The 15,338-nt window shown below is 73.3% G+C and carries 10 protein-coding genes, 2 tRNA genes and 2 pseudogenes; 6 read left to right on the top strand and 8 right to left on the bottom strand.

Translation table 11 applies throughout. From position 1 onward, the window contains the following. Nucleotides 1-128 precede the first annotated feature (128 nt). From C569_RS0119145 to C569_RS0119130, 4 genes and pseudogenes are all read right to left on the bottom strand, one after another. A tRNA-Ile gene (locus tag C569_RS0119145) sits at nucleotides 129-205 on the bottom strand. 124 nt (nucleotides 206-329) lie between these two features. Beyond that, on the bottom strand, nucleotides 330-1,565 hold the full coding sequence (locus C569_RS0119140; RefSeq protein WP_018787385.1) for an NAD(P)/FAD-dependent oxidoreductase: 1,236 nt from the start codon (nucleotides 1,563-1,565) through the stop codon (nucleotides 330-332). Further along, nucleotides 1,558-1,761, bottom strand: a pseudogene (locus tag C569_RS0119135) (MMPL family transporter); the annotation flags it as partial. The gene C569_RS0119140 and the pseudogene C569_RS0119135, both read right to left, overlap by 8 nt. 210 nt (nucleotides 1,762-1,971) lie before the next feature. Then, nucleotides 1,972-2,044 (bottom strand) — tRNA-Asn (locus C569_RS0119130). Between the two features lie 268 nt (nucleotides 2,045-2,312). Here C569_RS0119130 and C569_RS0119125 point away from each other — a divergent pair. After that, nucleotides 2,313-2,699 carry a hypothetical protein gene (locus tag C569_RS0119125; protein WP_018787383.1) on the top strand — a complete coding sequence of 129 codons (387 nt, stop codon included), beginning with the start codon at nucleotides 2,313-2,315 and terminating at the stop codon, nucleotides 2,697-2,699. Nucleotides 2,700-2,980: 281 nt separating this feature from the next. On the opposite strand, the gene C569_RS0119120 is transcribed toward C569_RS0119125, so the two are convergent. From C569_RS0119120 to C569_RS0119105, 4 genes and pseudogenes are all read right to left on the bottom strand, one after another. Continuing rightward, nucleotides 2,981-3,991, bottom strand: coding sequence for a sugar phosphate isomerase/epimerase (locus C569_RS0119120; RefSeq protein ID WP_018787382.1), 1,011 nt, complete (start codon nucleotides 3,989-3,991; stop codon nucleotides 2,981-2,983). A 264-nt stretch (nucleotides 3,992-4,255) separates the two neighbouring features. After that, nucleotides 4,256-5,323, bottom strand: coding sequence for a polyprenyl synthetase family protein (locus C569_RS0119115; protein WP_018787381.1), 1,068 nt, complete (start codon nucleotides 5,321-5,323; stop codon nucleotides 4,256-4,258). A 721-nt stretch (nucleotides 5,324-6,044) separates the two neighbouring features. Then, nucleotides 6,045-6,164 (bottom strand): annotated as a pseudogene (locus C569_RS33775) (hydrolase TatD); the annotation flags it as partial. Between the two features lie 5 nt (nucleotides 6,165-6,169). After that, complete coding sequence (locus C569_RS0119105) at nucleotides 6,170-7,261, bottom strand: YihY/virulence factor BrkB family protein (RefSeq protein WP_018787380.1); 1,092 nt, start codon at nucleotides 7,259-7,261, stop codon at nucleotides 6,170-6,172. Between the two features lie 978 nt (nucleotides 7,262-8,239). Between C569_RS0119105 and C569_RS0119100 the strand changes: the two genes are divergently transcribed. The 5 genes from C569_RS0119100 to C569_RS0119080 all read left to right on the top strand — a co-directional run bounded on the left by C569_RS0119100 (nucleotide 8,240) and on the right by C569_RS0119080 (nucleotide 15,257). Beyond that, the gene (locus tag C569_RS0119100; protein ID WP_018787379.1) at nucleotides 8,240-10,492 is read left to right on the top strand and encodes a TRAP transporter fused permease subunit; all 2,253 of its coding nucleotides are present in this window, start codon (nucleotides 8,240-8,242) and stop codon (nucleotides 10,490-10,492) included. Beyond that, on the top strand, nucleotides 10,468-11,487 hold the full coding sequence (locus tag C569_RS0119095) for a TAXI family TRAP transporter solute-binding subunit (protein ID WP_026268357.1): 1,020 nt from the start codon (nucleotides 10,468-10,470) through the stop codon (nucleotides 11,485-11,487). Before C569_RS0119100 ends, C569_RS0119095 begins: the two co-directional genes overlap by 25 nt. A 64-nt stretch (nucleotides 11,488-11,551) precedes the next feature. Further along, entirely contained in the window at nucleotides 11,552-13,903 is a 2,352-nt protein-coding gene (locus C569_RS0119090) for a nitrate- and nitrite sensing domain-containing protein (RefSeq protein ID WP_026268356.1), read from the top strand. After that, entirely contained in the window at nucleotides 13,900-14,292 is a 393-nt protein-coding gene (locus tag C569_RS0119085; RefSeq protein WP_018787377.1) for a roadblock/LC7 domain-containing protein, read from the top strand. Before C569_RS0119090 ends, C569_RS0119085 begins: the two co-directional genes overlap by 4 nt. Further along, nucleotides 14,289-15,257: a TAXI family TRAP transporter solute-binding subunit gene (locus C569_RS0119080; RefSeq protein ID WP_018787376.1), complete on the top strand. Its 969-nt coding sequence runs from the start codon at nucleotides 14,289-14,291 to the stop codon at nucleotides 15,255-15,257. Before C569_RS0119085 ends, C569_RS0119080 begins: the two co-directional genes overlap by 4 nt. Nucleotides 15,258-15,338: the final 81 nt, after the last annotated feature.

Raw genomic sequence — 15,338 nt, 5'->3', positions numbered from 1 at the left:
CCCGCCGGCCTCGGCCGGGCACCCGACCGCGCTGCTGCGAACCCGGGGCGGACGGAGAGGCGTCGGTCCGGACGTCGACGCGGCACGTCCGGGTCTCCCCGACAGCACTATCGCCCAGGGGAATGGCCTGGTGGGGCGGGCGGGGTTCGAACCCGCGACCGAGGGATTATGAGTCCCCTGCTCTAACCGGCTGAGCTACCGCCCCGTGACCGCGCCGGATCGTAACCCGCCGATCGTTGCGCGGACCACCACCTACCGGGCAGAAACACGGCCGCGACAGCACGATGGGCAACGCGAGGATAACAACGCGCAACCCGCCGACCAATCGCTCAGGCGCGCCGCAACGCCGCGAGGACCTCGCCGACCGTACGCCACCCGCTGGCGAGCGCCCCCTGGATGGACGGGCTGTCCCGGTGGTCCCCGGCCACGTACAGGCCGTCGCCGAGCGCCACCGGCTTGCGCAGCCGGCCCTGCGGTGGCGGGGCGGCGGGGAGCGCATCCGGCACTGTGACAGTGGTGAGGTGGGTCCAGTCGGCGGTGGAGCGGCCGTAGAGGCGGTCCAGTTCGCGCCGGATCACCGGTTCCGGCGGGGCCTGCGGGCCGACCACCGAGGTGGCGACCAGGTGCTGGCCGTCCGGCGCGTACGTGGGCGCGGCCCGGCTGATCACCACCGTGTTGGCGACGAGTTCGCGCCGGTCGCCGTCGAGCAGCAGGATCGGCTCGTCCAGCGGCGCCGTGCCGGTGCGGTGGTAGTAGGTCGTGTACGCGTGCATGCGTACCCGATCGAGGCCGGGCAGCAGCGTGGCCGCCGCGGGCGGATCGACGGCGACCACGACGGCGCGGCACGCGATCTCGCCGGAGGGGGTGCGGACCCGGCCGGGCGCGACCTCGGTGACCGGGGTGTTCAGCTCGATCAGCTCGGCAGGAAGCGGCGCGGCGAGCGCCTTCGGCAGCGCCTGCATCCCGTCCGCGGGCAGGCCGATCCGGCCCCTGGCGAAGGAGCGCATGATGACCGCGAGGACGTGGCTGGAGGTGGCCAGCTCACGGTCGAGCAGCACGCCGGACAGGAAGGGCCGGAGCAGTTCCTCGATGATCGCGTCGGAGAGCCCGGCCCGGCGCAGCGCCTTCTCGGCGCTGGTCTCGGGTGTGCCGAGCAGCCGCCCGACCGGCACTGTGGCGTAGCCGGCGGCGAGCGCGGCGAACCGCAACCGGTCGGTCAGCGATCCGATGCCCGCAGTGAGCGTGCCGGGTGCGCCGGTGGGTTCGCGCAGCGGGTTGACCAGACGTTCCAGGCGGTCGCCGCGGCGCACCAGCACGCCGGAGGTGAACCAGCCCATGCCGAGAGTGCCGACGTCGACCAGGCCGGCCAGGCGCGGGTACGCGGTGTTCAGCACCTGGAAGCCCCGGTCCAGCAGGAACCCGTCGACGCGGTCGGTGGCGACCCGCCCGCCGAGTCGGTCGCCCGCCTCCAGCAGCCGCCACGGCACGCCGGCGCGGTGCAGCCGCCGGGCCGCGGCGAGGCCGGCCAGGCCGCCGCCGACGATCACCACGTCCGGGTCAGGCACGGTCCACCCCCGCCCCGGCGGGGTCGCCCGCGCGGTGCGACCGCGACAACCGGCCCGGCCACCAGACCTTCGGCCCGATGTCGTACGCGGGCGCGGGCACCAGCGGCGAGCGGACCACGACGGTGTCCAGCAGGACGCCGACGGCGACCGCCACGCCCAGCCCGACGGGCACCACGAGCGGCAGCACGGCGAGCGCCTCGGCGCTGGGCACCTCGGCGAAGTGGGCCATCTCCACCGTCCTCGAATCGACGCATCAATCGACGCAGTGGGAGTCTAGGTCGACGCCGACCATCCTGCCGGGCGAACGAGGAGCCGGGGGCGGAAACCGGGCAGCCCGGGGCGCGGGCGGGGCGCGGGAACGACGAACGCCCGCCGACGATGCCGACGGGCGTGACGTGGAGCGAGGCTCCCCCGATTGGACTCGAACCAATAACCTGCCGGTTAACAGCCGGCTGCTCTGCCAATTGAGCTACAGGGGACCGTGCACCGCACGGTCCGGATCTCTCCGCTCCGTGCGACGGGGACAAGAGTACAGGACATCGGGGGGTGGTGCGCCAGGGGGTTACCGGAGGAGGGCCGGACCGGCTGACGCACCAAGATTACGGACAAATCGTCATCTCGGCACAGGGAGGCATGAGCGGAGAGCAGGATGGGTAGTTAGCCGTCGACAGAGAACGCAGGCGCGAGACGGTCGTTCCGCCGAGCTGGCGGAGACCGGCGAGAGCGTCAGGTACGGAAGGAGCCGCCATGCGCGGAAAGATCATGTTTCTTGGCGGGCTGGCTGCGGGATTCGTCCTGGGCGCCCGTGCCGGCCGGGAGAAGTACGAGGAGCTGGTGGTCCGCGGGCGCAAGGTGCTCGACCACCCGACCGTCCAGGAGGCGGCCGGGGTCGCGCAGGCCCAGGCGACCCGGCTCTACTCGGAGGGCAAGGACAAGCTGGGGCAGACCAAGATCGGCGAGAAGCTCGCCACCAACGGTGGCAAGCCGGGCATGACCGACGCCGACAAGCCGTTCGCCGGCACGCCGGCCGCGGTCGGCAGCCGCAGCGCCAACGGCACGGGCTCGACCAGCGCGTCCGGCTCGACCACGACCGGCACGAGCACCAAGCCGTCCAGCACCGGCAACACGCTCTGATGCAGACGGACAGCGGGCCGGTCACCTCCGGGTGACCGGCCCGCTCCCGTGTGCGCGGGCACGGATGTGGCACATTCTCCGTGGGGAGGTGGCCACATGCCGATGCTCGGACCGGAGACGGCGGATCAGGCGCGACTGCTGCGCCTGCCGCGCGACGACGGCCCTCGCTCCCGGGTCGAGCTGGCCGACCTCCTCGGCCCGCCCCGGGCCCGGTTGCCGCGCCGGCCTGGTCGGGGCGGCGCGCCTGGTCAGCGACCAGGTCTACGCCGCCCGCTGACCGTTCAGTCGCGGCTGCTGCTGAACGCCGCGTCGAAAGCCGCGCTCGGGGCGTCGAACGCCAGGCGGCGGACGAACTGGAGTGCCTCCGGCGCGCCGACCAGGCGGTCCATGCCGGCGTCCTCCCACTCGACCGAGATCGGGCCGTCGTAGCCGATCGCGTTCAGCGCCCGGAAGCAGTCCTCCCACGGCACGTCGCCGTGGCCGGTGGAGACGAAGTCCCAGCCGCGCCGCAGGTCGGCCCAGGGCAGGTGGGAGGAGAGCCGGCCCCGCCGCCCGTCGCCGGTACGGACCTTCGCGTCCTTGCAGTCCACGTGGTAGATCCGGTCGGCGAAGTCGAAGATGAAGTTCACCGGGTCCAGTTCCTGCCAGACGAAGTGCGACGGATCCCAGTTGAGCCCGAACGCCTCCCGGTGCCCGATCGCCTCCAGCGTGCGCTTCGTGGTCCAGTAGTCGTAGGCGATCTCGCTGGGGTGCACCTCGTGCGCGAACCGCACCCCCACCTCGTCGAACACGTCCAGGATCGGGTTCCACCTGTCGGCGAAGTCCTGGTAGCCGCGCTCGATCATGGCCGGCGGCACCGGCGGGAACATCGCCACCGTGTGCCAGATGGACGAGCCGGTGAAGCCGACGACCGTGCGGACGCCGAGCTTCGCCGCCGCCCGCGCGGTGTCCTTGATCTCCTCGGCGGCCCGCTGCCGTACGCCCTCCGGCTCGCCGTCGCCCCAGATGCGGGCCGGCAGGATGTCCTGGTGCCGCTCGTCGATCGGGTGGTCGCAGACGGCCTGCCCGACCAGGTGGTTGGAGACGGCGAACACCTGGAGGTTGTGCTTGGCGAGGGTGGCCCGCTTGCGCTCCACGTACGAGTCGTCGGCGAGCGCCCGGTCCACCTCGAAGTGGTCGCCCCAGCAGGCGATCTCCAGCCCGTCGTAGCCCCACTCGGCGGCGAGCCGGCAGACCTCGTCGAACGGCAGATCGGCCCACTGGCCGGTGAAGAGCGTGATGGGTCGCGCCATTTGTCCTTCTCCCCTGTGGTGATGGGGGATTCCGTCGCGGACCGGGGCGAGGACGACCGGAGGCGGCGGCGCGTGGGCACCGGTGGACGCCGGAGCGTCTGCTCCCGGAGGGGTTGCGCCTCCCGCCGGGTCACCGGCCACCTCGCGGTCGCCGCCTCCACTCTATGGCTCCGTCAGGGCAGGGTCCAGCGCTGGGGCAGGTGCGCGGTGGCGGCGTGGGCCCGGTCCTCGAGCTTCACCGTGGCGCCAAGCGACAAGTGGGTGTCACTCGTGGCGGTCGACCGCCCGCTCCGCGAGCGCGGCCAGCACCCGTCGCGCCGGCTCCGCCAGCGGCAGCGCGTCCAGCGCGACCAGTGCGGCGTCGGCCCGGGTGCGGATCATCCGCTCCACCGCCTCCCGGGCGCCGCACTCCTCCACGACCCCCCGCACCTCGGCCGCGCCCGCCTGGTCGAGGCCGGGATCGCCGACCAGCTCTGCCAGCCGGGCCACGGCGGCCGGGGAGGCGGACGCCCGGGTCAGCGCCAGCAACACCGTCGGCTTTCCCTCCCGCAAATCGTCCAGGTTGGACTTGCCGGTCACCGACGGATCACCGAAGACACCGAGCAGGTCGTCGCGGAGCTGGAACGCGTCCCCGAGCGGGTCGCCGAACCCGGCCAGCGCGGCCACCTCCTCCGGCGCTGCACCGGCGAGCGCGGCGCCGATCTGCACCGGGCGGGTCACCGTGTAGCGGGCCGTCTTCAGCCGCACCACGGTGAGTGCGTTCGCCACCGAGCCGTCCCCGGCCGCCCCGACCACGTCCAGGTACTCCCCCGCGATCACCTCCGAGCGCATCCGCGCCAGCAGCAGGTGCCCCCGGCGCAGCCGCTCGGGCGGCAACCCGCACCCGTGGAACATCTGCGCCGACCAGGTGGCACAGAGGTCACCGCAGAGCACCGCCGCCTGCCGACCGTACGCCGCCGGGTCGCCCGGCCAGCCGCAGCGGGCGTGCAGGTCCGCGAAGAGCCGGTGCAGCGTCGGCGCGCCCCGGCGGCGGTCGCTGCGGTCCACGATGTCGTCGTGGATCAGCGCGAACGCGTGGAACAGCTCCAGCGACGCCGCGGCGACCACGATCGGCGAGGTGTCCGGGCCACCGAACCCCCGCCAGCCCCAGTAACAGAACAGCGGGCGCATCCGCTTGCCGCCGGCCAGGACGAACCAGCGCAGCGCGGTGTGGACGGCCCCCGTACCGTCGTCCGGCCGATCCGGCTCTCGCGCGTCCAGGAACGCGGCTAGCGCGGCGTCGAAGCAGCCCCGCAGCAGGGCCGGATCGGTCGGTGCGACGGTTACGGTCATGGTGCCTCCCAGGCCGGTCCGGCGAGTTCGAGCAGCAACGCCTTCACGTCGGTGGCCTCCACCCGGGGCCGGATCGCGGCCCGGTCAGCGCCTCGCGCAGCACCGGCACCGTAAAGCGCGGCGGCGGCTCGGGCGGGGCGTGCAACGGCACGTGGTAGTGCACCCGCCAGGCCCCCGGTAACCGCGCGTCGAGTGCGGCGTCGAGGTCGTCGGCCGCGTACGCCGGATCGGCCGGGTCGGGCGACTCGACGGCTGCGGACACCTGGATCTTCACCACCGGCAGCCCGGCGGCACGCAGCCCGGCCAGGGCATCCGCCGGCTGCTCCCAGGCGCACGCCGGGTCAGCGAGATCCACGCAGATCCCGAGCCGGTCGGTATCCATGTCTGAGAATACCTCGCGTGCTTGTCCCGTCGACACCGAGCCACGGACGGCGTCGTCGGGCAGCAGGTCGGCGAGCACCCGGGCCAGGTCCAGCGTGTACGCCGGCCGCTGCGGCGTGGTCCAGTCCGGGTGGTTCACCGCGCCCTTGACCACCGGGGCCTGGAACGCGGCGTACCGGAAGCCGTTGAGCGTGACCACCTCCAGCCCGCGTACGGTCAGCTCGTGGCGCAGCCGGCGGCGGGTCGGCGGCGAGCGCGGCGGCCACCGGCGCGGCCAGCCAGAGGCCGAGCCCGAGCCGGCCGGCGCCGAGCGCCCGGCGGACCGCCACCGCGTACGTGTCGAGAAGCCCAGCCAGCAGCCGGTGTCGCTGACCAGCTCCACGGTCACCTCGTTGAGGTGGTCGAGCACCCCCCGGCCCGGCGCGATGCCCGACTCGGCGACCACCGCGAGCGTGCGATCTCGGGTCAGCGGGAGGGCGCACCGCCCTTCTTGCGCAGCTTGCGGTCGTCACGCAGCTCGACGTAGGGCTCCTCGTCCGCCGGGTGTCCGGCGGCGATCGCCCGGCTGCGCTCCAGCTCGGCGTCGAACTCCGCGCCCAGCAGGATGGCGATGTTGCTCAGCCACAGCCAGACCAGGAAGATGATCACGCCGGCCACCGCGCCGTACGTCTTGTTGTACGAGCCGAAGTTGCTGACGTAGAACGCGAACAGGCCGGACACCACCAGCCAGAGCACCACCGCGAGCACGCCACCGGGGCTGATCCAGCGGAAGCCGCCGTGCCGGGCGTTCGGCGAGGCCCAGTAGAGGATCGCGAACATCAGGCTCACCAGCACCAGCAGCACCGGCCACTTGGCGATGTTCCACACCGTCACGGCGGTCTCGCCGAGCCCGATCGCGTTTCCCGCCTGCTCGGCCAGCCCACCGGTGAACACCACGATCACGGCGCTGATCAGCAGCATCACGCCGATCACCGCGGTCACCCCGAGGCGTATCGGCAGCGTCTTCCAGATCGGCCGCCCCTCCGGCACGTCGTAGATGCTGTTCGAGGCGCGCATGAACGCGGCGATGTAACCGGAGGCCGACCAGAACGCCGCCACCAGACCGACGATCGCGGCGATGCTCGCCAGCCCGCCGGACTGGCCCGCCTGGTCGATCGCGCTCTCGATGATGCGCTGGATGTTCTCCTCCGGCACCGCCTGCCCGACGGTGTCCCGTACCCCCTCGGTGGCCCGGTCGCCGAGCAGGCCGAGCAGCGAGATCAGCACCAGGAGACCAGGGAAGATGGAGAGCACACCGTAGTAGGTGAGCGCGGCCGCCCAGTCGGTCAGGCTGTCGTCCTGGAACTCCCGGGCGGTCCGCTTGAGCGTCGCCATCCAGCCCGTGGCCGACAGATCGGCCGGGCTGTCCGGCCCGTCCTCCGGCCCCACCGGTCCGGTGCGCTCCCGCCCGGCCGGTCGGCCCGGCCCGGCGGGAGCGTCCTCGCGGGCAGCGGGGGCGTCCTCGCGCCCGTCACGGGTGTCGTCGTGGACACCGTGGGCGTCGTCGCGGGCGGCCATGGCACCTCCTCGTCGTCATGTCGTCCCGCACGACATGCCCTGACGAGGGCAGCGGTAACCACCGCACCCGCAATCCGGCCGCCCCGGACGTCGGCGAGCGCGCCGCCACTTCCCCGCCGGTTCCCTCCACGGCAACGCCCCGTCCGTACCTCCGGGCCGCACTCACCCCACTCCTCCGACGACACCGTCTCTCCCCCGCCGCGTCCGCTCTGCAGCCACGCACGCGGCAGGGACGCTCCGTAACCATGTGCTCCCGTGGATGCAGAGCAAAGGCGGCGAGGGCGGCACTCCCACCGGCGCCCACGGCGCCTCGTCGAGATCTCGGCGAGGCGCTGTGGCTGCGTCGCGACCACCAATCGGCGAAGTCACGACGAGTGGGACACCACGGGTGTCAAACGCGGCCGGAAGCACCCATGACGTTCCACTCGCCAAGGGCCGCCCGGGCGCGAGTGAGACGCGGCCCGCAGGCGGCAAGGATCAGCGGGCCGAAGTGACGCGTGATCGACCTTCCCACGCCGCCACCTCGGCGAAAGGGAGTTGATCAGAAAAGGGCGACACGGCGGAACACGCGCTCCGGCCATTCCCGGCGGGTGAGCGCGGCGGGCTGCGGGCGCACACCACCCGGCGCGAGCCGGTGCTACGGGCACCGACCCGCGCGATCCACCACGGAGAAAAGACCCACCTCAGTGGACACGCTGCGTGACCACAAGCGTCTTGGAAACGCCCGTTATTCATCGTTGTGAGCGATATCGGGAGAGAGCCCGGAAGGGGCCGTCTCCCGACGACGCGAAACAGTTCGAGAAATCTGCGACACGTGTGAGCGAAGCTCCATTCCGTCACTCATCGCAATCATGATCGGCAATGTTCCCCACGGTGCGCGCTGTTCGCGTATCGTGCCCCCTCGTGCCGTCCGTTCGCCCCTCCGACGCGACTCCTCCCAAACCCCGGCCGCCGACCGGCGGGCAACCGGGGTCCGACGTGGACGCCGAGATGGTGTCGCTGCCGCCGGACGAAGGAAGCGTCGGCGGACCCGAGTGGGCCGACGACGGGCCGGGCGAGACGCTGCACCACAGCCGAGCCGAGGACCAGGCCCCGGACGAGAGCGACACCCACACCCCGGGTGAGACCGATAGCCGCAAGGAGCCGCCCCCGGACCAGGCCCGGCAGGACGCCCGCGAACTGGCCGCCCGGTTCGAGGAGGAGAAGCCGGGACGGGTGCTCGCCGGACCGGTCGGCGTCCTCTTCACCGGCATCACCGTCGCGGTCGGGCTGCTGACGCTCTGGCAGGTGTTCTTTCCGCTGGCCCAGGGCAGCAAGTACTACCTGATCTTCTTCCTGGCCGGCGTGCTGCCGACGGTGTTCCTCGCGTACCCCTCCGGGGTGCGGCTGCGGCGCACCGCGACCGACGTGGACGACCGGCGCGGCCCCACGCCCGTGGACTGGCTGCTGGCCCTCGCGGCGCTCGTGGTCTGCCTCTACCCGGTGCTGCCGGTCGCCGTCGGCGCGGGTGGCGGCGGGTACGACGCCTTCCTCGACCGGCAGGGCCTGCTGGATCCGCTGGACGTGGCCTTCGGCACCGGGCTGCTGCTTCTGCTGCTGGAGGCGTGCCGGCGTACCACCGGGTGGATCCTGCCGGCGGTGTGCGTGCTGTTCCTCGGATACGGCTACTACGGCGGGCTGCTGCCGCAGGCGTGGCCGGTGGCGCACGCGGGGCTCGACTTCGGGCAGCTCGTCGACGCGTTCTACAACTCCGACAACGGCTTCTACGGCACCCCGCTGGACGTGGCCGCCTCCTACATCGTGCTGTTCACCATCTACGGCGCGGTGCTCAACCTGTCCGGTGCGGGCCGGTTCTTCGTGGAGTTGTCCGCCGCCGCGTTCCGCCGCTCCCGGACGGCCGCCGGGCGCACCGCCGTCGCCTCGGGCTTCCTGCTCGGCACCGTCTCCGGTTCCGGCGCCGCCACCACCGTCAGCATCGGCGCGGTGACCTGGCCGATCCTGCGCCGCGCCGGCTACCCGGCCGAGCGCGCGGGCGGCATGCTCGCCGCCGCCGGTGTGGGGGCGATCCTGTCCCCGCCGACGCTCGGCGCCGCCGCGTTCATCATCGCCGAGTACCTGGGCGTGTCCTACCTCCAGGTGCTCGGCTGGGCGACGGTGCCGACGATCCTCTACTACCTCGGCATCCTGCTCTCCGTCGAGATCGACGCCAGGCGCTCCGGCGTGCGGCCGGTGGTCATCGACACCGGCTCGGCGTGGCGGCTGCTGGTCCGCTTCGGCTACCACTTCCTCTCGCTCTTCGTGATCATCGTGGTGCTGGCGCTCGGCGCCTCGGCGATGCGCGCGGTCGTCATCGCCACCGCGCTCGCGGCCGTACTGTCCTTCCTGGACCGGCGGCACCGCCTGACGCCGGCCCGGCTGGTGGCGGCGCTGCGCGACGGCGTACGCGGGGTGCTCGCGGTGAGCGCCGTCTGTGCCGCGGCCGGCATCATCACCGCCACCACCACGAAGACCGGCCTCGGGCCGCAGGCCGCCGCGCTGCTGATCGACGGCGCGCAGGTGGTCAGCTCGGAACCGGCAGTGGTGCTGGCGCTGACCGCCGTGCTCGCCGCGATCGCGCTCAGCCTGCTCGGCCTCGCGGTGCCGGTCACCGCGTCGTTCGTCATCGGCTGGGTGATCATCGGCCCGGCGCTGCTGAACCTGGGCGTCGAGGCGCCCGCCGCGGCCATGTTCGTCTTCTACTTCGCGGTGCTGTCCGAGGTCTCGCCGCCGACCGCGCTCGCCGCGGTCGCCGCCGCCGCGGTCACCGGCGGCCGGCTGGTGCCGACCATGTGGCAGACCCTGCGGTACGCGCTGCCGGCGTACCTGATCCCGCTGGCCTTCGTGATCACGCCGACCGGTCTCGGGCTGCTCGGCATCGGCGGGCCCGGACGGATCGTGACGGCCGGCCTGGTGTCGGCGCTGGGAGTGGCCGTGCTGGCGGTCGCGGCCGGCGGCTGGCTGCCCGGTGTGGGCCCGGCCGGCGTGCCGGAGCGGATCGTCGGCGCGATCGCCGGGCTGGTGCTGCTCCGGCTGGAACCGCTGCCCATGGCGATCGGCGCGGCGCTCGCCGCGCTCGCGGTCGCGGGCGTGTACGTCCGACGTGGCGCCGCCGGGCACCCCGGCCGCCCGGCGGTCGAAGAATCCGTGGACCTTGGGGAGGAGAGAGAGTGGGACGGATCGACACGAGGATAGTGGCGGGTGTCGGGGCGCTCGTCCTGGTCGCCGCCGGTGCCGCCGGCTGCGGGGGCCGTCAGGACGGCGCGGCGAAGGACGACGCCGCCCGCGAGGTCAGCTGCAAGGTCACAAAGGACACCCGGGTCGGTATCGCCACCGGTAACGCCACCGGCGTCTACTACGTGGTCGGCAATGCACTCGCCGGTGAGCTGAGCAAGACCACCGACGGCAAGCTCACCGGGACGGCCGCCGAGACCGGGGCCTCGGTGCAGAACGTCGAACAGCTCGTCGCCGGCCAGTACGACGTGGCGTTCTCGCTGTTCGACACCGCCGTCAACGCGGTGCAGGGCAAGGGGAGCTTCACCGCGCCGCAGCCGGTGCAGGCGCTGGCCCGGATCTACGACAACTACACGCAGGTGGTGGTCCGCGCCGACGCGGGGATCACGTCGGTGGCCGACATGAAGGGCAAGAAGATCTCCACCGGCTCGCCGAAGTCCGGCACCGAGGTCATCGCCAACCGCCTGCTCAGCGCCGCCGGCCTGGACCCGGCCAAGGACGTCCAGGCGCAGCGGCTGGACCTCACGAAGACCGTCGACGGCATGAAGGACGGCAGCATCGACGGCTTCTTCTGGTCCGGCGGCGTGCCGACCGGCGGGGTCACCGACCTGTTCACCACGTCCGGCGACAAGGTGACGTTCGTCGACATCAGCCCGCTGCTGCCGAAGATGGCCGAGCTGAACCCGGCGTACCAGGCGGGCACCATCGGCAAGGACATCTACCGGACCTCGGCCGACGTGCCCACCATCGTGGTGCCGAACGTGCTGCTGGTGCGCGACAACCTGGACGCCGACGTGGCCTGTGCGGTCACCCGGACGGTCTTCGAGTCAAAGGACGCCCTGGCCCAGGCCAATCCGGCGGCGAAGGGCATCGAGCTGGGCAACGCCCGCAAGACCGACCCGGTGCCGCTGCACCGCGGCGCGGAGCGGGCGCTGAGCGACCTCGGCGCGAGCTGACCCGATCGGGCCGGGCCGGACGCGCGTCCGGCCCGGCCCACCGACCGACCGACCGGGAGACCCCGTGCCGCTGCCCCACCCGGCCCGCGTACGCCGGCATCACCGCTCCGCGGACCGCACCGGACACCTCCGCTCGGTCCGCGTCCAACTGCTGGCGCCGATCCTGGTGGCCACCGCCGGCCTGGTCGTGCTGGGGGCGGCGCAGACCGACGCCGCGCTCGACGCGTCCGCCGACGCCGACCGGGCCCGCGTGCTGGCGGGCACCGCCACCGCGACCGTACGTCTGGTGCACGAGCTGGAACGCGAACTGGGCGAGACGACCGCGTTGCGCCAGCGCGGCGGTACGTCCGGCCGTCCGCTCGTGGACGCGCAGCGCCGGCGGGTGGACACGGCTGTCGAGCGCTACCGCTCGGCGCAGGATGACGCCCGCCGTGCGGCCCCCGACTTGAAGCCCGTGCTCAACGATGCGAGCCGGCGCCTCGACAAGCTCACGCCCACCCGGGAACTGGCCGTGACCGGCGAGGGCGCCGACCTGGCGTACGTGTCGCTCGTGGAGTCCCTGCTCGCGGTCGCGGACGCGCTGCCCAGTCAGCTCCGCGACGCGGGCCTGGCCAACCAGGCGCGCGAGGTCGCCGCGGTGGCCGCCCAGGAGCACCTGTCCGCGCTGGAACGCGACCTGCTGCGGGCGGTGTTCGTCAGGGGCGGGCTGGAACCCGGCGAGCTGGCCCGGCTCGGCCGGCTGCGGGGCGCCCGGGAGCAACGGCAGGCCGAGTTCCTGCGGATCGCCTCCGGACCGGCGAGCAAGGCCTGGTACCAGCTGATCGACGGCACGGACGTGCTCACGGCCCGGCGGATGCGCGACACAGTGCTCGACACCGACGGCACGCCGGAGGCGCTGAAGACCGACGGCGACGCCTGGTACGTGGCGCAGAGCGGCGCGATCCGCCGGTACAACCTGCTCGGCCGGAACCTGTCCGACGGGCTGGACCGGGACGCGGCGGACCTGGCCGGGGCGGCCCGGCTGCGGGCGGTGCTCACAGCGGGCGCGACGAGCACCGTCGCGCTCGGCTCGCTCGTCACCGCCGTGCTGCTGGCGGTACGCACCAGCCGCCGGTTGCGCCGGCTGCGGGTGGCCGCGCTGACCATGGCGAACCGGGAGCTGCCGGAGCGGATCACCGCGATCGCGGCGGGCGAGCGGACCCCGGCGGAGGGCCCGGCGACCCGGATGACCGACGGGATCCGGCGCGGCCGGGACGAGGTGGCGCAGGTCGCCGAGGCGTTCGACACGGTGAACCGGGCCGCGTTGCGGCTGGCCGGGCAGCAGGCCGAGTTGCGGCTGGACGTGACCCGGATGGCGGAGGCGCTGGCCCGGCGCATCCGGACGCTCATCACCCGGCAGCTGCGGCTGCTCGACGACTTCGAGCGTGAGGAGACCGACCCGGACGCGCTGGCCCGGCTGTTCGCCCTGGACCACCTCGCCGCCCGGTTGCGCCGCAACGGGGAGAACCTGCTGGTGCTCGCCGGTGGCGAACCCGGCCGGGGACACGAGTGCGCGTTGCTGCTGGAGGACGTGGTCCGGGCGGCGGCCTCCGAGATCGAGGACTACCCGCGGGTGGAGATCGACGTGCCGACCGCGGCGGTGCACGGCGCGGCGGTGGGCAATCTGGTGCACCTGCTGGCCGAGCTGCTGGAGAACGCCACCGTCTACTCGCCACCGGAGGCCCGGGTGCTCGTCGACGGGCGTCGCACCGTCGACGGGCTGGTGCTGCGCGTCCACGACCAGGGCATCGGCGTCAGCGAGAGCCGGCTGGTCGAGATCAACGAACGGCTGGCCGCGCCGGCCATGCTGTCCAGCGCGGCGGCGGGCAGCATGGGCCTGCACGTGGTGGCCCACCTGGCCGCCCGGCACGGGATCCGGGTGCAGTTGCACGACCTCGGCACCGGCACCGGCACCGTGGCGCAGGTCGACGTACCGGAATCGGTGCTGACCCGGGTCGAGTCGGTGGCGTCCCGGCCGGCCGCCGAGCGGCGACCGCGCGCGGCGGCCTGGTTCAAGTCGGGGCCCGCCGCACGGCCGGCGGCCGGCGCCCGCAACCTCGTCACCAGCGCCTCGACCGTCGGCCCGGTACGCGGCGTCGCCGCCGTCCGCACGCCCGGAGGCGCGTTGCCGGCGCCGAGCGCGGCGCGGATCCGGCCGGTGAGCGTGCCGCCGACGCCGACCACCGCCGCCGGTCTGCCCCGGCGGCAGGTGGGCGGTCACCTGCCCGAGCCGATGCCGGACGCCACCGCGCCGCCGCCGGCTACCGACCTGCTCGACCCCGAAGTGGTACGTGCCCGGCTGTCCGCCCTCGCCGAGGGGGTGGCCAGCGCGACCCGCCGTGCCCCGACCACCACACACCACGGGAGAAGACCATGACCTCACCGTCCTCCACCGGCCTGGACTGGCTGCTGGCGAACTTCGCCGAGCAGGTGCCGGACGTCTCGCACGCGCTCGCGGTCTCCGAGGACGGGTTGCGGCTGGCGTCCTCGCCGGACCTCGCCCCCGACCAGGTCGACCAGCTCGCCGCCGTGATCAGCGGGCTGGCCAGTCTGACCGTGGGCGCGGCCCGGCTGATGTCCGCCGGCCGGGTACGGCAGCAGATCGTCGACATGGACGGCGGAGTGATGCTGGTGATGGCCGTGGGTGAGCGGGCGCTGCTCGGCGTGCTGGCCGCACCCGGCTGCGACCTGGGCCAGATCGGCTACGAGACGGCGACGCTGGTGCAGCGGGTGGCGGAGGCGCTGGAACCGGCGGTCCGCCGGTGACCGGCCGCGCGCTGCGGCTGACCGCCGCGCTGATGTCGGCGGTGCTGCTGGCCGGGTGCGCGGCCGAGGACTCCGCGCCGGAGGCGTGGCACGGCGGGCGGATCTTCCTGGCCACCGGCAACACCACAGGCGTCTACTACCAGCTCGGCGGCGGGTACGCCGACCTGATCACCCGCCACCTGCCCGGGTACGAGGCGCGGGCCGAGCCGACCGGCGCGTCGGTGGAGAACATCACCCGGGTGGCGAGCGGGGACATGGAGATCGCGTTCAGCCTGGCCGACACGGCGGCGGACGCGGTCGACGGGCGCGGGGCGTTCGACAAGCAGCCGCAGCCGGTACGGGCGCTGGCCCGGGTCTACAGCAACTACACGCACGTGATCGTCCGCACCGACGGCAAGATCGGCAGCTTCGCCGACCTGCGCGGCAAGCGCATCTCCACCGGCTCACCGAAGTCCGGCACCGACATCATCGCCGGGCGACTGCTCACCGCCGGTGGCATCCACCCGGACCGGGACATCCAGCGGTTCAACCTGTCGCTGCCGGAGACGGTCAAGCAGATGCGGGCCAAGGGCCTGGACGCCATGTTCTTCTCCGGCGGCCTGCCGACTCCCGGCGTCAAGGACCTGCTCTCTTCCGCACCCGGCACGTTCCGGCTGCTGCCGCTCGGCGATCTGATCGAACCGTTGAGCGCCCGGTTCGGCGCGGTCTACACCACGGCGACGCTGCCGAAGGAGGTCTACGGCACGCCCCAGCCGACGCCGACCATCACCGTGGCGAACGTGATCCTGGTGGCGGCGGACATGCCGGAGCAGCTCGCGTACGACCTGACCCGGGTGCTGTTCACCTGGCAGGGCGAGTTGATCCAGGTGCACCCGGAGGCGGCGAACTTCAACCGGTCCAGCGCCGCGGCGACCCGGCCGATCCCGCTGCACCCGGGCGCGCAGCGGTTCTACCGCACCGGCTGAGCCGCCGACTTCGGAATCGGCGCGTGACCCTGCTGCTGGACACCCCCGTCGCGCTCTGGGCCACCCGCGACGCCTCCATCC

It is taken from the genome of Micromonospora sp. CNB394, assembly GCF_000374985.1.
GTDB lineage: Bacteria > Actinomycetota > Actinomycetes > Mycobacteriales > Micromonosporaceae > Micromonospora > Micromonospora marina.
This window is presented reverse-complemented; position numbering and strand designations above follow the sequence as displayed.

Excerpts from the sequence above, each read along its gene's own strand:
- C569_RS0119125 (WP_018787383.1), top strand. The coding sequence starts at position 2,313 with ATGCGCGGAAAGATCATGTTTCTTGGCGGGCTGGCTGCGGGATTCGTC.
- C569_RS0119120 (WP_018787382.1), bottom strand. The coding sequence starts at position 3,991 with ATGGCGCGACCCATCACGCTCTTCACCGGCCAGTGGGCCGATCTGCCG.
- C569_RS0119115 (WP_018787381.1), bottom strand. The coding sequence starts at position 5,323 with ATGACCGTAACCGTCGCACCGACCGATCCGGCCCTGCTGCGGGGCTGC.
- C569_RS0119105 (WP_018787380.1), bottom strand. The coding sequence starts at position 7,261 with ATGGCCGCCCGCGACGACGCCCACGGTGTCCACGACGACACCCGTGAC.
- C569_RS0119085 (WP_018787377.1), top strand. The coding sequence starts at position 13,900 with ATGACCTCACCGTCCTCCACCGGCCTGGACTGGCTGCTGGCGAACTTC.